Raw genomic sequence first — 19,302 nt, 5'->3', positions numbered from 1 at the left:
CCTTGGAACCCCTTGTGCCTTGCTCTAAGCTGGTTATGCAAGACCTCACTATATAATCTCGAGAGATAGCCTATGCCTGGAGAGAGCGTAGAAACGCTGCCTTATGAACCACAAGGTGATTATGCGCCCTTTTATAATCACGAATTATATTGCCAGATTTTGCCCCTATGCCAGCATGCTTTTCAGGAAGAGCAGAATGGCCGAGCAGAAGAGCATGCCTTTAAATTGTCCTTACTCTTTAAGGATGTTGCAAAGGTAGTGAATTATCTCAAAGAATTTAATCAAGAAGGCGCTCTAACTTATCCGGTGCACGATGCTTGTTTGTTTGATTTACCAGCGGCGGATAGTGATTTTTATAGTTGGAAGAGCCTAAGCCACAAAAAGGGAGTGCAAGGCAGGATAAACCTGCTAAATCCTCGTTTTCGTGATTTACTTCCTCATACTGAAGCAATTGGAAAATTAATCCGGACTGAGCGAGAAACGAGCCCGCTCAATGATGACGAGATTAAAAAGAAACAAAGCGAATTAGATAGGGTAAAAAGAAAATATAGAAAAATTAGCCAAAAACCGCAGCTCCACCCAACAGCAGCACAAAAAGAAAGACGTAAAAAAGAGTTATCAAATTTACGCCAGCAACAAAGCCTCTTAAGTATAGAATTGGCAACCATTGCACGCGGTATTGAACTGCCTAAGGCGAATGTAGGCCTACTCTCTGCCTTTTATGAGCAATACCTGCAACAAGCTAGTCCTGCGCAAGGAATTCTGATTAAACAGGGTATCTCAGAAAGAGATATTGCCTTGTTTTACTCTCTGGTTCGTAAAGACAGTGAAGCAATTCCAAAGCTTATTATTGACGGTACCAGCTTAGGTTATCCTGGCTATTATTTAACAAAACTGGACACCCTCTCTGACCAGGGAGCCGCAATAGCCGCCTGCCTGGGGAAAATGACTAAGTGCTGCCAACATCTCGGCGGCCAAGGGGCAGCTTGTTCCCTGCATGGGATTTGCTCGGAGCTTGGGGGGTTTTATGTATTATGGAAGGGGAATGCTGACAATCCGAGTCTGGATGACGAGGTAATTGCCCAGTCCTGGGCTTGGCGTGCAAAAACTGCGGCACTTTGTCTCGATTCGATCGAGGCTAAAACAGAAGCAAAAGAAATCGCTGTCGATATGTATCGCGCCTTGGCGATAACACTTTGCTCCGGCGCTTATCCGCTGACTCAGGTGAATACAGGTACGCAAAGCGGTATTAGCCGCGAAGTGGCATTGCGTGATTATCCAACAATAAAAATAGAATCGCCGGATTATTATGGTTATAGCGATTCTAAATCACAATTCTATTTAGCCGACCAGTCGCTTCCCTATCTCTTCTTCAACAAATGTAAATCCGAAGCGTTAAACGCCTTAATAAGAACCAACAGTGAACAGTTTTTTACCGCCTTATTCCGCCAAGAAGGGCTATTAAAAGACAATGAAGATCTAAAGAAAGCGATAGCCTTCGCTCTTTATTTTCAAAAAGAAAATGGTGCCGCACTGCTTGAGTTACTGATGGAAAAGGCCGGTACAGCGCATAAAGACGAATTGGAAAGGCTAATTCAGGTTAATCGGGGATGGATGGCAGCCCTTGATGAAGGGCGTATTGATTTTGCCTTACTTGGGGAAGGGGCTCATATTAATGCGATGTCCGAAAAATATGGGCAGAGCGCCTTACACCTTGCCGTTCTAAAACCTGATATAGCGCTGGTTGAACAGCTTATTGCAGCGGGTGCCTATCTGGATATTCAGGACAAATCAGCTAATACACCTTTAAACAATGCGCTGGAAGAGGTGTTATATGAGAGGAGGAATGAGAGTGGACGTGAGCTAGCAAGGTTCTTGATTAGCAATTCTGCTAGTCTTGATATCAAAGACAAAAATGATAATGCTCCCCTAATTCTAGCAGTCAATAACAATGACCCGGAGATGGTGAGAACCCTTGTTGAGGCTGGGGCGGATATCGAAATTCTCGATGACAACCTAAAGACACCCTTGTATTGTGCAGCCCAAAAGGGCTATGAAGCGATTTTTAATTATTTGTATGAAAAAAACGCCGATGTGAATGTTGTTAGTTTAAGTGACGAGGTCAGCCTGTTGATGATCGCTGCCTGGTATGGCAATGCAGCTATGGTTGGCAAAATCCTTGCGCGTACTAACGTCAATTTCAGGCATAAGAATGTCGAAGGTAAAACGGCCCTCTTTGATGTGAATAATCCAGAGTCATTAAGGTTGATACTGAATTGCTATCCAGAGCAGGAGCGTATTGCGGCAATTAATATGACAAGAAATAGTGGTGCAAGTCCTTTACATAGCGCTGCTGAACGCGGCTTGCTTGAGGTGGTTCAGTCTTTAATTGAGCAGGGTGCTGAGGTGAATCAGCTAAGCAAATGGGGATACCATGCTATGTACAGGGCAGCCAAAGAGGGTGAGTTTGAAATAGTTAAGTACCTGGTTGCTAGCGGCGCTGATGTTGCTAAGCTTTCGGAGGGGGCGGGCTGTACTCCCTTGCAAATTGCAGTCTTAAATAGACAGTGGGAGGTTGCTCGATTGTTGTTCGAGCGCGGTTATGTGCATAAAAAGGATATCGACGGTGTTTTAAGTTATGCCCTTAGAGCGCAAATTCCTGAAGATATCTATGAAAAATATTGGGGTTTATTCTCCAGGCTGGAATCGGCAGAGAAGATTAGATTGTTAATCGCAGACCCCAAGAACCTTCTAAAATTGCTAGAACGTCAAAAACCTAGGGTACTAAGAGATTTCCTAGACCTTAGTCATGCACTTGATATTAAAGGGCAGCCAGCCATTCTAACCCTGTTTAGTCAGTTGGGTGCTGATGAAAATCAGGTTAACAGCTCAGCTGTTCAATCGCCTTATACATTCTGGAGTGGAGCAGCTAGCTTAACTCTTTCCAGTGACGAGGCGACAAAGTGCTTCAACCCATAGGTCTGTATCGTTAACGCAGGGAATCAGCGACAGTGATTCGCCGCCGAGAGCTAGCCACTGTTGCTTTGCGCGAATCCCAATTTCCTCAAGCGTCTCAAGGCAGTCCGCAACAAAGGAAGGGCAGGCTATGGCTAAACGTCTGATCCCTTTGTCGATTAGTTCAGCTAAGACCTCGTCGGTATAAGGTTTGATCCAAGGTGTTTTTCCTAATCTGGATTGGAAAGACATAGAGTATTTTGTCTCAGAAAGTTGTAATTCCTGAGCCAGGGCGAGTGTTGTTGAATAGCACTGGGCTCTATAGCAAGCTTGATTAGCTTCGCTAATAGGCGCACAGGCCACAGTACAAACTTTCGAGCAGCCGCTTTTTTTTAGATGCCGTTCCGGTACGCCATGGTAGCTAAATAAAAGGTAATCATTTTTATCCAACTCAGGTTTAATTAGGGTTGCCTGGGATCTAATAAAACCAGGATCCTGATAAAAATCGCGAATTAAATTTAGAGAAGGGATCGTAGTTTTACTCGCAATTAAACTTAAAATTTTCTCAAGGGCAGAACCGGTTGCTGCTGATGAATATTGCGGATAGAGCGGCAGTATCGTTAGTTGCTCGCAATGCTTAAGTTGGTCAAGACCTTTTTGCAACGAAGGTTTGCCATAGCGCATGCCCAAACTCACCAGCCATTGCTCACCAAGACCTTCCTGCAGCTTTCTTTGTAAATTGAAGCTATGAATCTCTAAGGGGGAGCCTTGGTCTGTCCATATTTCTTGATAAGCCTTGGCTGTCTGTTTGGGGCGAAAGGGTAGAATTGCGCCATAAACCAGAGGATATCTTAGTAATGCAGGCAAATCGATGACTCGTTTATCTCGAAGAAATTCGGCTAGGTAGCGCCTGATAGCAGGGGGGTAAGGGGCATCAGGGGTCCCAAGATTGATTAGCAGTAAACCTTTTTTCATGAGCAGGATTAATCGATATCAGAATATTCGCCATCATAGGAAGATTTAGGTTTACTATCAATTCATTTTTCGGAAGGACTAACTCATATGAATTGATAGTAAACACAAAAGCTAGGCATCGGTTACTTCCGCCAGAGGAATTACGTTAGATGCATGTAAACCACGCTCTCCTTTTTCAAGGTCGTAATTCACTTGTTGACCTGGGACTAGGGTTTTATAGCCTGTACCGTGTATGGCAGAAAAATGTACAAAAATATCTTCACCACCACCCTCAGGCATAATAAAGCCCCAACCTTTGGCATTATTGAACCATTTAACCTCGCCAGTAGCCATGTTTCCTCCTTTTGCTATCTCTGACCAATCGTCAACCAAATTTGGCTTGGTTGAGCAATTGCATTCGTCCTTAAATGACAATTAAAAAACCCATTTTTAGATGGGTTCAATTCAACATAGCTTAAAATGGGGATAGCCGACAATAGTTTTTTATAAAAAATGTGTAAATAAATTAAATGGTTGCTAAAAACAGAGGGAAAATATCTGTTTAAATCCTATTCTAATTGGCTATCTACACAGAAAGCCTTCAGAAAGCTTTGTCTTTGACTGCTAAATTTAAGATAATGCGGGCACGATTTTTCCCAGGACAGAGTTATGACGATAAACAGGCTTCTTGACGGACTCAATGAAAGACAATGTGAGGCCGTAACCGCGCCGCTTGGTAACACCTTGGTGCTAGCGGGTGCAGGTTCGGGGAAAACACGGGTTTTGGTTAGTCGCATTGCCTGGCTTATTGAACATGAACAGTTATCACCGCATTCTATTCTGGCCGTAACCTTTACTAACAAAGCGGCTGGTGAAATGAAGCAGCGCTTAGGTTCTATGCTGGCAGTTCCGCTAGCTGGCTTATGGGTTGGTACCTTCCATGGGCTCTGCCATCGCCTGCTACGTCGCCATTATCAGGAAGCCAAATTACCTGAGCAATTTCATATTTTGGATAGCGAAGATCAAGCCCGTGTTATTAAACGAGTTATTTCTTCATTGAATCTTGATGAGGAACAATGGCCGGTTAAACAAGCACAGTCCTTTATCAATGGCAAAAAGGATGAGGGATTGCGTCCACAGCATGTTAATGTGCTGCACTATGGACCTGGTCGTACCTTAGTAGAGATTTATAAGGCTTATGAGCAAGCCTGCCAGACGGCCGGGGTTATTGATTTTGCTGAATTGTTGCTGCGAACCCATGAGCTTTTACGAGATAATGCCGAGCTTTTGGCGCATTATCGCCAGCGGTTTCAGGCTATTCTGGTTGATGAGTTTCAGGATACAAACACAATCCAATATGCCTGGATTCGGTTGCTCGCCGGTGAACATGCAGCGGTTATGGCTGTTGGTGATGATGATCAATCTATTTATGGTTGGCGTGGTGCCAGGGTTGAAAACATTCAGCAATTTTCCAAGGATTTCAAGAATACACAGATTGTCAGACTAGAGCAGAACTATCGCTCAACTGCCACCATCCTTGATGCAGCCAATGCACTGATTACTAACAATAACTCCAGAATGGGCAAAGCCTTGTGGACCTCTGGGGCTTCCGGCGAAAAAATTGTTCTTTACAGCGCTTTTAATGAATTAGATGAGGCGCGCTTTGTCAGCGAGCGTATTGCTTTGGAAATTAGCCAAGGCCGCGGTGCCGAGGAAATTGCAATTTTATACCGTTCCAATGCCCAATCACGAGTCTTAGAAGAAGCCTTGCTGCGTGCGGGTATTGCTTATCGAATCCATGGAGGTGTCCGCTTTTTTGAACGAGCGGAGGTTAAGGACACCCTGGCTTATTTGCGCTTAGTTGCTAATGTTGATGATGATACCGCCTTTGAGCGCGTGGTTAATTTTCCAACCCGCGGTATTGGCGAGAAAACCCTGGAAGAAACACGTCATTTTGCCAAAGCTGAGCAAATGTCTATGTGGCAGGCTGCTAAGGCAATTTTACAGGGACAAGCTTTACCGCAACGTGCCGCTGTAGCTCTGACAAAGTTTATTGAATTAATCGAGCGCTTACAGCGCGAAACAGAAGATCGAGAATTGGATGAGCAAATTAGCTTAGTGATGGAGCTAAGTGGTTTGTATGCACATTTTTCCAAGGTCAAAGGAGATAAGGCAGAGTCCAGATTAGATAACTTGCAAGAATTGGTTAACGCTGCAAAACAATTCCGCTATGAGCAAGATGCGGAAGAAGAGTTGCCCTTACTGGTTGCCTTCTTAGCCCATGCCTCTCTGGAAGCTGGGGACATGCAGGCGGCTGAGCATGAGCGCTATGTCCATCTGATGACTCTCCATGCAGCTAAGGGATTGGAATTTCCTCTGGTCTTTTTGGTGGGGATGGAAGAAGGGGTTTTCCCTGGAAAACAGTCGATTGAAGAACCGGGGCGTTTGGAAGAGGAACGTCGTCTTTGCTATGTGGGCATGACTAGGGCGATGGAAAAATTGGTCCTCTCCTATGCTGAAGTACGCCGTCAGTATGGCCGAGAAGAATATCACCGTCCCTCACGGTTTTTACGTGAATTGCCCTCTGAGCTGGTTGATGAAATTCGCGTTACAGCGCGCTATCAGGCGCCAAAGACGCAGAAATCACAGTTTTCCTCAACTTCTGCCGCAAGTGACGCAGGTCTAAAACTTGGGCAAACAGTCACTCATGCAAAATTTGGCCAAGGCGTTGTCTTAGCTGTTGAAGGGGCTGGAGCTCATACCAGAGTACAGGTAAAATTTGCTAGAGAAGGGGCCAAATGGTTAGTGTTAGCTTACGCCAACCTAACTATTTTGGAAGATGATTGCGCACCTTTTTAGGGTGAAAAGAAGAACTTTGGACAAGTTAACGTCAATACAAGACAAAAATGTGTAATCCCAGAAAACTCGAATTCCCGCGGCTTGACCGCGGGATCTGCTGGCGGTGAAAGCTGCATAGACCCCGCGGTCAAGCCGCGGGGATTCAAAGCTGATTAGAAGAATTTTATCTTTAACATATTGAATTTAACCTAAGCTGGTGCTACGGTCTCTGGGTTTATTTCGACATGTGTTCAGAAAATATATTATTTTTACTATTATCTAAGGGGAATAGAGTGAAATTGACAAGTTTGTTATCTGCAGGCGCATTGATGACTGCAATGGCCTCACCTGCTGCAATTGCTGCAGCTGCAAATACTGATGCCAGTACATCTCCGATGTCTGATGCACAGCAAAAACAAATCGAGAAGATTGTCCATGACTATCTGGTTGCGAACCCTGAAGTGCTGCTAGAAGCTTCTCAAGCCTTACAACAAAAACAACAACAAGCCATGCAAGTTCAGGCACAGGCTGCGATTCAGTCTAATGCAGACAAGATCATCAATGATAACCTCACTGTAGCTGGCAATCCTAAAGGGAATGTAACCCTTGTTGAGTTTTTTGACTATCAATGCATCCATTGTAAAAAAATGGCTCCAGTGATCAGCGATCTGGCAAAACAAAACGGGAATCTGCGCATTGTTTACAAAGAATTCCCAATCTTTGGTAAGAGCTCAGAAACTGCATCCAGAGCTGCTTTAGCTGCTGCTATGCAAGGCAAATATATGGCAATGCATGATGCGCTAATCAAACAAGACGGTCGTTTGAACGATGATATGATTATGAGCGCTGCTAAAGCTGCTGGTTTGAATGTTGCGAAATTAAAAGCAGATATGAACAGCAAGACAGTTACTGATGCTCTAAACGCTAATCGTCAATTAGCAGAACAACTGCATCTAATGGGAACACCGGCCTTTATTCTGGCTGCCACCCCAGACGGCAAACTCAAGCAAGGCACAACACCAACCTTTATCCCTGGTGCTGCTAGCGAAGAGTCATTGCAAGAACTTATCAAGAGTGCAGGTTCAAGCTCTGCTTCTTGAGATTTCGCCATCTTCCCACCGCGCGTAGCGCGGGGGGACACAGCCCGTCATCCCGAACATAGTGAGGGATCTCCGGGATTAGCACAGTGCTACACATCAGGAGATGTCTCTCTACGTTCGACATGACGTATGTCTTTGGGAACGCAGCGAAGAATGACGAATATGGGAGGCTCTATTACATTAACAGGCTTCTTGTCTACCTAAGAAAGATGTATGATAAGCGCAATTCTGCTATCAATCTGACGTATTCGTAATTTTCGAGACAATCATGACAAAACCAACCACTTTTCAAGATATTATTTTAGCTTTGCAGCAGTTTTGGGCTTCGCAAGGTTGTGTAATATTACAGCCCTTGGATATGGAAGTGGGTGCGGGAACCTTCCATCCAGCAACTTTTTTGCGTGCTATAGGGCCAGAGCCTTGGTCAGCCGCTTATGTACAGCCTTCACGACGGCCAACAGATGGTCGTTACGGTGAAAACCCAAATCGTGTGCAACACTACTATCAATTCCAGGTTGTTCTAAAACCTTCTCCCTTGGATATTCAGGAAAAATACCTTGATTCCCTGCGTGCGCTAGGGGTTGACCCCTTGGCTGATGATATCCGTTTTGTTGAAGATAACTGGGAATCGCCAACCTTAGGCGCTTGGGGGCTTGGTTGGGAGGTTTGGCAAAATGGTATGGAAGTGTCTCAGTTTACTTATTTCCAGCAGGTTGGTGGTTTAGTATGCAAACCGGTTACCGGCGAATTGACCTACGGCCTTGAGCGAATTGCGATGTTTGTCCTTGGTGTTGATAATCTCTTTGATTTGCCCTGGTGTAAAACAGAGCATGGCGTTGTAACCTATGGCGATGTTTTCCATCAAAATGAAGTCGAGATGTCGACCTATAATTTTGAACATGCCAATGTCGATGCTTTGTTTCAACAGTTTGACTATTATGAAGGGGAAGCACAAAAACTAGTTGCCTTAAACCTTCCATTACCGGCTTATGAAATGGTGATGAAAGCCTCACATTCCTTTAATTTATTGGATGCAAGAAAGGCTATCTCGGTAACTGAGCGGCAACGATATATCTTAAGAGTACGACATCTATCCAGAGCGGTAGCGCAGGCGTACTATGATGCGCGTGAAGCGCTGGGTTTTCCTATGCAAAAAGGTGTGTAATGGCGAATGATTTTTTATTTGAACTGGGTTGTGAAGAACTGCCCTCAGGTGCTGTTTCAGTTTTAGCAGAAGCCCTCGCGACTAATTTGGTAGCAGTACTTGAAAAAGCCCAAATTTCCTATGGCGAACTACGTTCTTTTGCAACACCAAGACGATTAGCAGTTTTTATAAGCAATTTACAAGATGAGCAGCCAAGTCAGTCCTTGACGCGCCGTGGTCCCGCTTTGGTGGCAGCCTATGACGCGAATGGCCAGCCAACCCCTGCCTTATTGGGTTTCGCCAAGTCATGCAAGGTTGCTGTGAGCGATTTAACCGTTGCCAAGACAGACAAAGGCGAATGGTTGGTTTACGAATCGTTGAGCCAGGGTGCAAAAACTCGAGACCTGCTGGCAGCTATGATTAACCAAGCTTTATCGACCTTACCTATTCCTAAACCGATGCGTTGGGGAATGGGTGATGCAGAATTTGCCCGTCCGGTGCATTGGGCCTTATTGCTTTATGGGAATGAGCTTATTGATTGTGAAATTCTTGGTGTTAAAACAGGACGTAAGAGTTATGGCCACCGTTTCCATCATCCTCAGGCTATCGAAATTACCAAGGCAGAGAATTATGAGGCCTTGCTAAAAGAGGCCTATGTCCTTGCTGATTTTAAAGCGCGCCGAGCTCTCATTGTTGAACAAGTCGAAGGCTTGGCGGCTCAACACAGTGCCCGTGCAGTTATGCCTGAAGCCTTGGTCGATGAAGTGACTTCGATTGTTGAATGGCCACAGGCCTTAATTGCGAATTTTGAAAAGGAATTCTTGGATGTGCCTGCGGAAGCCTTAATTGCTTCCATGCAATCCCATCAAAAATGCTTTGCTTTGCAAAATGCAGAGGGACAACTGTTACCCCATTTCATTACGGTAGCGAATATTGTCAGCTCCAATCCGCAGCAAGTCGTTGCAGGCAATGAAAAAGTGATGCGCGCACGCTTGAGTGATGCGGCCTTTTTCTTCCATCAAGATAAAAAGCAGCCACTCAGTTCACATATCCCAGCGACTGAAAATGTAGTCTTCCAGGATAAATTGGGCAGTCTTAAAGAAAAGACCACCCGCGTGCAGGCTCTAATGAATTTTCTGGAGAAGCCTTTGCAACTGGATAACCAGGAAGCAAGTCGTGCCGCTGAGTTAAGCAAATGCGATCTCATGACTGGCATGGTTGGTGAGTTTCCTGAGCTACAAGGCTTGATGGGTTATTACTATGCTCGTCATGATGGCGAGACTACTAATGTTGCTCTTGCCTTAAATGAACAATACATGCCCCGTTTTGCTGGTGACGAGCTGCCTGGTTCAAGACTTGGATTAGCCTTATCTTTGGCAGATCGTCTGGATACCTTAGTGGGTATTTTCGCTCTTGGTCAGAAACCTTCCGGGGTAAAAGATCCCTTTAAGTTACGCCGACATGCACTGGCTGTGGTGCGCATGCTGGTTGCTACACCAACAGCGCTGAAACTGTCTGAGCTCATTGCTGAAACACAGAGGGTCTATGGTGGTCGAATTCCGGCCGCAGATCTACCACTTGCAGAGTTAAAACCCTTTATCCTGGAGCGGATGCAATCTTATTATCAGGGGCTTGGTTTTAGTGTTGACCAGGTTTTAGCCGTGCGTGCTCGCCAAGATGAATGGCTCTATGATTTTGATAAGCGAATCTATGCCCTGGCTTCCTTCATTAAATTAGCGGAGGCTTCAGCTCTATCTGCTGCTTGTAAGCGTGTGAATAATATTTTGCAACAGGCAGGGCAGTCAGATACCAAGGCAGAAACAATTAATGAGTCTTTGCTAGAAGAGGGGGCAGAAAAAGCACTCTTTACTCATTTGCAGGTAATGGAAAAACTGCTTAAGCCACTCTATGCGCAGGAAGATTATGGCAAGATTTTGAGCCAATTAGCGAGCTTACGTGAGCCAGTCGATGCATTCTTTGAGCAGGTTATGGTGATGGTTGATGAGCAGGCTGTGAAAAAGAACCGTTTGCAGTTATTGGCAAGATTGCAATCCTTGTTACAAGGGGTTGTTGATATTTCATTATTAGTAATTTCTCAATAAAACGTTATCTCGAACGGAGTGAGAGATCTCCAGATGCAGGCACAAAGCCACATTCAGGAGATCCTTCACTGCGTTCAGGATGACGGTGTCTCTTCTTATTAAGAAGTTACCATTACTACAACGAAGCCTATGAATAAAATAGTTTTATTAGATAGAGACGGGGTTATCAATCAGGATTCCTTGCATTACATCAAATCCGTTGATGAGTTTATACCCCTTGAGGGGAGCATTGCTGCTATAGCTCGCTTAACTCAGGCAGGTTATCGCATTGGTCTTGCAACTAATCAATCGGGTGTTGCCCGGGGTTATTACAGTGAAGAGGAGCTTGGCGCTATCCACGCTAAACTTCTTCACTTAGTTCGGGCTGTGGGTGGCGATATTGAAGCCATTGAGTATTGCAAACATATGCCCGACGCAGGTTGTTCTTGTCGTAAGCCACAGCCAGGAATGCTGCTAGCCTTAGCAGAACGCATGAATTGTGCCTTGAGCGATGTACCCTTCGTTGGTGATAGGGTCTCTGATATTCAGGCTGCAGAAGCTGCAGGAGCTACGCCTATCATGGTTTTATCACCGATGACTGACCGCGTCAGTTTGCAAGACTATCTTCATGTTCCAGTGTTTAATTCACTTGCACAATTTGTGGATTGTCTTTTGGCTCATAAATGACGGAGCAATTGGTTATAGCCTATGAGGCTGAATCCCTTTATGAACAGGCTAAAGAGCTTGCTGAGAGCTTGGCTTTGCTCATTGATAATCAAGCAAAAAATAAATTGCTGCTAACTGCAGACAAATTAGTCTTGAAAATGGATAGCTTTTCGCCTTTGTACAGTGATTTTAGTCACAAAACCTGGCAAAAGCGGCGTGATGCTGGGAAAAAGCAGGGACTCGTTAAGGCCTGCAAACCCAGTCCTGGTGTGCGGATTATTGATACCACCGCTGGTTGGGGACGCGATGCTGCGGTATTAGCTAGTTTTGGGGCAGAAGTATTAATGCTAGAGCGTCAACCAGTTATCGCTGCCTTGTTAAGAGATGGTTTAGCACGACAAGATGAGCAATCAAGGAAAAATTTAAGGCTTGATTTACATGAAGCTGATGCAAAGACTTATTTACAGGCTCTAAGTCCAGCTGATTATCCCGATGTGATTTATATTGATCCTATGCATCCGACACGGCAAAAGGCAGCCTTAGTCAAAAAAGATATGCAAGCTTTGCAGCAACTTTTGGGTGCAGACAATGATGCCCAAGCCTTGCTTGAGGTTGCTTTATCGCGGGCAATGAAACGAGTAGTGATCAAATGGCCTCAGCATTTAGCAGCAATTTTGCCGCCGACAACCCATATTCCGGGTAAGGTAGTGCGTTTTGATATTTATATTCCGAGCAACGGTGGGTGAGGGTATACATCCCTGTACAAGAATAGGCTGATTAGAAAGCAGGACCTGTTCCAGGTGGATTGTGGCGATCAAAAGACTCAGATAACTGAGCTTCAACTTTGCAAAGGTTGCTCGTGGTTAGAAAACTCAGAAGTTTTTTAGCAATTTTATCTTTAGGAGAATTACTTTCTTCTGTTATTTCTACTTCATTATTTTCTTCTGGTTTTTGAAAATCATCAAATTTTCTTTTCATTTTATACTCTTAGGTTGGTTAAAAAGAGCGCGCATGGTATCAGAGAATACTTAAGGAAATATTAAGGATATTTGGATGAAAATTTTCCAGTTTTGTACGGACAAAAATGTGTGATCCCAGACAAAACCCGAATTTGGCTGCGGGCTCTGGCAATGATGGACGGGTTGTTTGAGGGGGCAATTGAGTTCAGGAAGGAACTTCGAGCCTGCAACCCCTCATCCCCTAGCCGTGATTCCACCAACCGCCACCCAGCGCTTGAAATAAAGCAACCGTATCTATAAATCGATTCGCCTGGCTTTGTACTAGGTTAATTTCAGATTGTTGATAAGCTTGTTCGGCACTTAGCACTGCAAGATAACCGACTGCACCAGCTGCCAATTGTTGCTGGGCGATGTTGAGGCTTTTCTTGCTTGCTTGCACGGCAGCTTGGGCGGCTTGCAGATTGTTTGCATCATATTGGATAGCCTTAAGTGTGTCGGCAACATCTTGGAAGGCAGATAAGACTACAGAGCGGTATTGCGCATCCGCTTGCTTATAAGCGGCAACAGCGGCACGTTGTCTATGACGTAGTAAGCCTGCGTTGAATACTGGCTGAGCTACGTTGGCGGTAAGAGCCCAGAAATTTGTATTGGAATTAAAGAGAGTATAGAGATTTAAGCCATCTGAGCCGGCAGTTGCAGTTAATAAGATATTAGGCAACCGCTGGGCGACTGCTACGCCGATTTGTGCACTGGCTGCATGAGCTAGCGCTTCAGCTGCTCGAATATCAGGGCGTTGCTGTACAAGGGTAGAAGGTAGGCTAAGAGGTAATTTTCCCGGTAAGTTTAACGATTTCAACTCAAATTTATCGAATAACTTATCACTGGGAAATTGACCGCAAAGAACAGCGATTGCATGATGTTGCTGAGCAAGTTGTTTTTGCAGTGGGGGGAGGGTGCTTTCCAGCTGGGCTAGCAACGCTTCTTGTGCGCTGACACCTTCCAGACCGATCTCTCCAACAGCATGTTCTTCTCGCAACATCTTAAGTTGGCGTTTACCTAATGCAATAGTGTTTTGCGTTGCCCTAATTTGCGCTCGCAAAGAAGCCTCTTCAATAACCGCTAAGACAACATTCGAGGATATAGTTAAGGCTAGGGCCTCTCGCTGAAACACTTCAGCTGCTACCTGGGCTTCGAGCGACTCTACCTGTCTACGGTTTGACCCAAAGACATCTGGTATGTAAGAAATCGTCAGTTGAGGAGTGATTAAGGTATAAAAAAACGAGTTGGAAGCAACAATTGGCGTTAGGGTATGCGCAGTTTCCTGCCGAGTAGAAATAAAATTGGCATCTGCTCTAGGGAAATAGAAAGAGCGTTGTGCTAAAGCGGTTTCCTGGGCGATACGTAATCCTGCTGTAGCCGCTTGTAAATCAGGGTTAGAACTCAAAGCTGCCTTAATCAATTGATTAAGGGGTTCGGAATGAAAAACCTTCCACCATTCAGCAGGAATATCCTGACCCTTTGCGAAATACTGGCTTTTACCTGCTGTTGCTGGCGCTGATGTCGTGTGTGAAGGCAGGGTTTCAGCAGTATAACGTTTAACTGGCGGTGGTGGAGCACGATGAAAATCGGGCCCTAGGGTACAACCGCTGATAAGAGTACTAGCCAGACTGAGGGTAAGACATAATTTCGAAAAAGGTCTATTGAGAGTGGTAGGTAAAATCAATGCGTCTCTCCTGAACCATTATTATTATTATTATCTTGATCTTGCAGGCGAGCCGCTTTCTTCGCTTTGCGCGCAATAAAATTTTCTTCAATCAAATAATACAAAGCGGGTAATAGCAGCAGGGTTAGTGCAGTTGCCGTGATAAGCCCACCCACAATTACAGTAGCCAGTGGGCGTTGCACATCACTACCAAGGCCATGGGCTGAGGCTGCAGGAATCATTCCAACTGCCGCAACAGTTGCAGTCATTAACACAGGGCGCATACGTTCTTTGGCACCATGAATGACAGCTTCTTTCAAGGAACTTATCTCTGGTTGGCGCTGCCAGCGGTTTAGGTTGGCGATCATGATGATCGCATTCAGTACTGCTACACCGAATAAGGCAATAAAGCCAACGGCACTTGATACATTTAAAGTCATGCCACGCATAAGGAGAGCAACCAGGCCGCCAAACATGGCTAGAGGAACAGCCATAAGAATCAAACCTGGTTGGCGTAGGTTACCGAATTGGGAGAAGAGTAAGACAAACATCAAACCAAGCAACATGGGGATAATAACTGCCAGACGTGCCTGCGCTCTTTGCTGGTTTTCTAGTTGTCCGCCCCAGGTTACTTCATAGCGTGTATGATCGTAATGTACATCCTCATCAATACGCTTTTTCGCTTCCTCGGTGAATGAAACCAGATCACGGCCGCGAAGATTTAAGCGTACTGTTAATTGGCGCTTGTTCATTTCTCGGGTGATGGTTGTCTGTCCCTCAACAAATTTGATTTTAGCGTATTGTGCTAAGGCAACTTGCGCGCCATTTGCAGCAGTCAGTAGCAGATTACCGATAGCTTGGGGATTATCACGGGTGCTATTTAGGAACCTTGCTGTGACATCATAGCTTCTATCCTCAATATAGATGCGGGTAATTGGATTGCCGCCAATACCTGTTTGAATGACATCCATAATGTCAGAGATATTAATACCCAACCTAGCTATAGCCTGGCGATCAACCTCGATACGTAGCTGGGTCATTGGCGGTTCCTGGTCAATAATCACATCCTGGGCTCCAGGAACTTCTTTTATAACCCTCACAACGGAGTTAGCCAGTTTACGAACCCCATGAAAATTGTTGCCAAAGATCTTAATCACCAAATCACTATGCGCCCCTGCAACCTTATCCAAGACCCCATCAATCATTGGCTGGGAAAAGGCGACATGGATCCCAGCTATTTGCATATAACGATCAGACAGGTGTCTAATCAGATCTTGCTTTGACCAGCCTGATTTCCATGTATTGTAAGGATGGAGGGTAATTGCACACTCGATGTGTGAGGGAGTAAAGGGATCAGTACCCTCATCATTTCGTCCTACTTGGGTAATGACATGATCAACTTCTGGGAACTCCAGCGTAGCTGCCCGTATTTCACCGGCCATTTCACTCGCTTTATCGAGAGAGATCCCAGAGGGCAGGGTTACTTGCAACCAGATTGAACCCTCATCAAGATAGGGAAGAAAATCACGGCCAATAGACCCGCCTAATAGTATTACGAAACATAAGGTTACGCCAAAAAGGCCAAGCACTAATTTTGTTTTGCCAATTAAGAACCTTAATAAAGACTCGTAGCGCGGTAACATCCAGGTTAATACGCGGTTCTTATAAATTTTTATAGGATTATGATAGGACCAGTAGGCTAATCCTGGCACAAGGGCTAATGCGACTAAGAGGGCGCCAATTAAGGCAAAACCGACAGCAAAGGCCATTGGTGAGAATAATTTATATTCAATCTGTTGAAACGCGAAGAGAACTGAGTAGGCAGTAATAATCACCAGAATACCAAAGAAAATAGGCTGTGTGACTTGTAAACTTGATTTTAGGACCTCCTCTTCGGTCATAACCCCTTCTTCGTCGGCTTCGCGACGACGCAGGATATTTTCCATGACCACAATTGCCCCATCGACAATGATGCCAAAATCAATCGCGCCTAATGACAATAGGTTGGCGGGAATATTGAAGTTGTACATCAGGATAAAGGCCACCAATAACGATATGGGGATGGTAATAGCTACGATTGCTGCTGCGCGAACGCTACCGAGGAAGAACAGGAGTATCAGGGTAACCATCGTCATCCCATCAAACAAAGTCTTGCCTACAGTATGCACGGTCGCATGGACCAAATCACTGCGGTTAAGATAGGGAACTACTTTGACATCCTTCGGTAAAATTTGTTCATTAAGTTCCTTTATAGCCTCTTGTACACCAACCATAACTCTTGAAGGGTTTTCGTTTTTTAGAAGCTGAACGATACCTTCTATAACATCAGGCTTGTTATCCTCGCCTACGATACCGTGTCGTTGCTTAGAGCCCAAGGTTACCTTGCCAATATCCCTCAAGAAGACGGGGATACCATTATTCTGTGAAATCTGGATATTAGCGAAATCATCTAAGGTACGAATTAAACCAACGCCTCGCACAACGATCCCTTGTTCGCCTCTGTTCATAATTGAACCACCGGCGTTGGCATTATTTGCATTGATGGTTTGTATGATTTGCCCAAGAGAAATGTTGTATTTGGCTAATTTTATTGGATCAAATTCAAGCAAAAACTGCGTGGTCAAGCCACCAAAATTGGCTACATCAGTGACACCGGGTACTTGCTTTAACCTGGGAATCACTTTCCAGAATTGCAGTTCAGATAATTCCCTGAGGGTCCGTGTTTTGGAGTTTAAGGTATAACGGAGTATTTCACCAATAGGGGAGGTGAGTGCGTCAAGGCCTGGTTGGGCGCCGTAGGGCAGAGTTACGTTATTAATACGTTCGAGTAATCGTTGTCGCGACCAATAATTTTCCGCGCCATCCTGAAAGACCACAGTAATCAGTGATAAACCAAAGGTTGAACGTGAACGCATGACGCTAATTCCTGGCGTTCCCATAATTTCCCGTTCTAAAGGAATGGTAATTTGTTGCTCGACCTCTTCAGCAGCTAAGCCATTGACCTGAGTAACTACCTGCGAAGTGGTCGGTGCAATATCGGGATAAGCTTCGAGGGGTAATTGTTTCCAGCAATAAAAGCCATAAAAACTGACAAATAAAAATACCAGCACGACAATGCCGCGGCGATGAAAGCACTGAGTTACTAGACTCTCAATCATTGAGAATAATTCCCCCTTTGACTACAACACGCTCCCCTGAATGCAGCCCAGAGATAACTTCTACCTTATCATTGATTTGTGGACCAAGCTCGAGCAAACGAGGTTCAAACTGCCAGGGCTTTACCTCCACAAAGACGATAGAGTCAAACCCCCTTTGAATAACAGTAGTCAGTGGGAGAATAACTCGTTTATGGGGTTGGCTTAGGAAAATTGCCTTGCCAAACATATTGGGTTTTAGCTGACCTGTACTATTTTCAAACATCATGCGGACGCCGACTGTGCGAGTATCCGGGTTCATCAACGCGCCGATAAATTGAATCTTGGAACGGAGATGTTGTGGATAGGCATCTAAAACCACATCAACATCCTGTCCAACATAAAGATGCTTGAGATCTTTTTCCTGAGCACTAGCGGTGACAAAGACGTTTGATAAATCGGCAACTGTCATAATAGGGGCAGTCACATCGTTCCAATAACCCCCGATAGCAGCATTCAAATCGACCACACGCCCTGTAAGGGGAGAACGAACAACCAGCAAATGCTCATTAACATCAGTAGTTTTAACATTGAGTGCCTGTAAACGTGCATTAGCACGCTGGAGTTCACTGAGAGCCTGATCATAATCGTTGCGAGCCTGTTGCAGATCACGTCGTGCAGCAATATTGGAGACGCTAAGCCTTTGCTGTCGCTTGAGATTTTCTTGGGAAAAGGTCAACGCAGCTTTTGCTCTTTCGAGATCGCTAAGCGCTTGCGCCAAATCGGCGGAATCGATAGTAAACAAAATTTCGCCGGCCTTAACCGGATCGCCAAGGCGTTTATTTAGGCTAACTATTCGCCCTGAAAGTGGCGGTAATACCTTCACTAAGGTTGCAGGATCTGCTTCTACGATAGCAGGAAGAGTAAAGGGAGAGATCACGAGTTGTTCGGTAACTGGCTCAACAACTATAAATTGACGCAAAGGAGAGGTTTCGGGAATAACCAGACGGCCCCCCTCATGGAGCAAAGGATGGGCAGGAGGCACTGGGGTGTTTAGTCCTTTGGCATAGCCGATGATTAACCAGAAGATGAGTATCGCAGATCCTAAACCTAATAAACCAAAGCAAATCTGTTTGGAGGATAATGATTTGGGTTTCAAAGTGAATCTACTCCTTTTGTATCAACTTCCCACTGCTCTTTCTATCACTGAGACTATCTGCAGGGTTTGAATCTCTCAAACAATTGAAAATGATTCAAGCTAGAGCTAGCGTCTTTGCCGGCGCTAATTCTAGCTAAACTAATTAAGCTAAATCAAACTCATCCAGTTCCGCACGCATTCGTCTCTCTTCAAATAACTCTTCGATGCGCCGACGTCTTTCAAGCTTTATATTCAGGTTTAATTCAGTTACGCCTTCTTGCGCTACGATATTCTCTTCAACCCCGGTTTCAAAATCTTCAAAACGTCTTCTAGTACTCATCGCAATTCTCCTTTGCCCGCAAGTAGCTCCTGGATCCCCAATTTACTAGGTGAAGGTCGAAAATTCTGAATTTGTTTTATCTCAATGCAGAAGATTACAATCCTTGCAGTCTGATAATTGGAAATATTAGTAGATGAAAATAGCAGAATTCTTCAATGAGTTACAGTGGAATTTTGTAACTTCATAATAACGTCAGCAAAACGCCATAGCGGACCTAGTGAGTTTTGTTGTGGATAAAAAATCACAATACCCATACTCATTAGCACTTTAATACATCAACAGGAAATCCTG

The 19,302-nt window shown here is 44.8% G+C and carries 14 protein-coding genes; 7 read left to right on the top strand and 7 right to left on the bottom strand.

The window, feature by feature from the left end; translation table 11 throughout:
* Window positions 1–72: 72 nt before the first annotated feature.
* Window positions 73–2,979, top strand: coding sequence for an ankyrin repeat domain-containing protein (locus BN1094_RS08610; RefSeq protein WP_043874027.1), 2,907 nt, complete (start codon window positions 73–75; stop codon window positions 2,977–2,979).
* On the opposite strand, the gene hemH is transcribed toward BN1094_RS08610, so the two are convergent.
* Together hemH and BN1094_RS08600 are read right to left on the bottom strand one after the other, a co-directional pair.
* Complete coding sequence (hemH, locus tag BN1094_RS08605; protein WP_043874026.1) at window positions 2,935–3,930, bottom strand: ferrochelatase; 996 nt, start codon at window positions 3,928–3,930, stop codon at window positions 2,935–2,937. The two genes, BN1094_RS08610 and hemH, sit on opposite strands and share 45 nt — an antisense overlap.
* A 111-nt stretch (window positions 3,931–4,041) precedes the next feature.
* Window positions 4,042–4,263: a cold-shock protein gene (locus tag BN1094_RS08600; RefSeq protein WP_043874025.1), complete on the bottom strand. Its 222-nt coding sequence runs from the start codon at window positions 4,261–4,263 to the stop codon at window positions 4,042–4,044.
* Window positions 4,264–4,578: 315 nt separating this feature from the next.
* Here BN1094_RS08600 and uvrD point away from each other — a divergent pair, with 315 nt between their 5' ends.
* The 6 genes from uvrD to BN1094_RS08570 all read left to right on the top strand — a co-directional run bounded on the left by uvrD (window position 4,579) and on the right by BN1094_RS08570 (window position 12,484).
* The gene (uvrD, locus tag BN1094_RS08595) at window positions 4,579–6,768 is read left to right on the top strand and encodes a DNA helicase II (protein WP_043874024.1); all 2,190 of its coding nucleotides are present in this window, start codon (window positions 4,579–4,581) and stop codon (window positions 6,766–6,768) included.
* A 272-nt stretch (window positions 6,769–7,040) separates the two neighbouring features.
* Entirely contained in the window at window positions 7,041–7,847 is an 807-nt protein-coding gene (locus BN1094_RS08590) for a DsbA family protein (RefSeq protein ID WP_043874023.1), read from the top strand.
* A 268-nt stretch (window positions 7,848–8,115) separates the two neighbouring features.
* Window positions 8,116–9,012 carry a glycine--tRNA ligase subunit alpha gene (glyQ, locus tag BN1094_RS08585; RefSeq protein ID WP_043874022.1) on the top strand — a complete coding sequence of 299 codons (897 nt, stop codon included), beginning with the start codon at window positions 8,116–8,118 and terminating at the stop codon, window positions 9,010–9,012.
* Window positions 9,012–11,093, top strand: coding sequence for a glycine--tRNA ligase subunit beta (glyS, locus tag BN1094_RS08580; protein ID WP_043874021.1), 2,082 nt, complete (start codon window positions 9,012–9,014; stop codon window positions 11,091–11,093). The genes glyQ and glyS overlap by 1 nt, the downstream gene beginning before the upstream one ends.
* Window positions 11,094–11,222: 129 nt before the next feature.
* Window positions 11,223–11,759, top strand: a complete 537-nt coding sequence (gmhB, locus tag BN1094_RS08575) for a D-glycero-beta-D-manno-heptose 1,7-bisphosphate 7-phosphatase (RefSeq protein ID WP_043874020.1) — start codon at window positions 11,223–11,225, stop codon at window positions 11,757–11,759.
* Entirely contained in the window at window positions 11,756–12,484 is a 729-nt protein-coding gene (locus BN1094_RS08570; protein ID WP_043874019.1) for a class I SAM-dependent methyltransferase, read from the top strand. Before gmhB ends, BN1094_RS08570 begins: the two co-directional genes overlap by 4 nt.
* A 31-nt stretch (window positions 12,485–12,515) precedes the next feature.
* Here the strand turns inward: BN1094_RS08570 and BN1094_RS08565 are convergent, their stop codons facing one another.
* The 5 genes from BN1094_RS08565 to BN1094_RS19830 all read right to left on the bottom strand — a co-directional run bounded on the left by BN1094_RS08565 (window position 12,516) and on the right by BN1094_RS19830 (window position 19,011).
* Window positions 12,516–12,716, bottom strand: a complete 201-nt coding sequence (locus BN1094_RS08565; protein WP_043874018.1) for a hypothetical protein — start codon at window positions 12,714–12,716, stop codon at window positions 12,516–12,518.
* Between the two features lie 222 nt (window positions 12,717–12,938).
* Window positions 12,939–14,420: an efflux transporter outer membrane subunit gene (locus BN1094_RS08560; protein WP_218054613.1), complete on the bottom strand. Its 1,482-nt coding sequence runs from the start codon at window positions 14,418–14,420 to the stop codon at window positions 12,939–12,941.
* A complete protein-coding gene (locus BN1094_RS08555) occupies window positions 14,417–17,557 on the bottom strand; it encodes an efflux RND transporter permease subunit (RefSeq protein WP_043874017.1) in 3,141 nt (1,046 codons plus the stop codon). The genes BN1094_RS08560 and BN1094_RS08555 overlap by 4 nt, the downstream gene beginning before the upstream one ends.
* Window positions 17,550–18,692: an efflux RND transporter periplasmic adaptor subunit gene (locus BN1094_RS08550; protein ID WP_052403209.1), complete on the bottom strand. Its 1,143-nt coding sequence runs from the start codon at window positions 18,690–18,692 to the stop codon at window positions 17,550–17,552. Before BN1094_RS08550 ends, BN1094_RS08555 begins: the two co-directional genes overlap by 8 nt.
* A 142-nt stretch (window positions 18,693–18,834) precedes the next feature.
* Window positions 18,835–19,011, bottom strand: coding sequence for a PA3496 family putative envelope integrity protein (locus BN1094_RS19830; protein ID WP_176695281.1), 177 nt, complete (start codon window positions 19,009–19,011; stop codon window positions 18,835–18,837).
* Window positions 19,012–19,302 lie beyond the last annotated feature (291 nt).

Source organism: Legionella massiliensis, from assembly GCF_000756815.1.
Classification (GTDB): Bacteria; Pseudomonadota; Gammaproteobacteria; order Legionellales; family Legionellaceae; genus Tatlockia; species Tatlockia massiliensis.
This window is presented reverse-complemented; position numbering and strand designations above follow the sequence as displayed.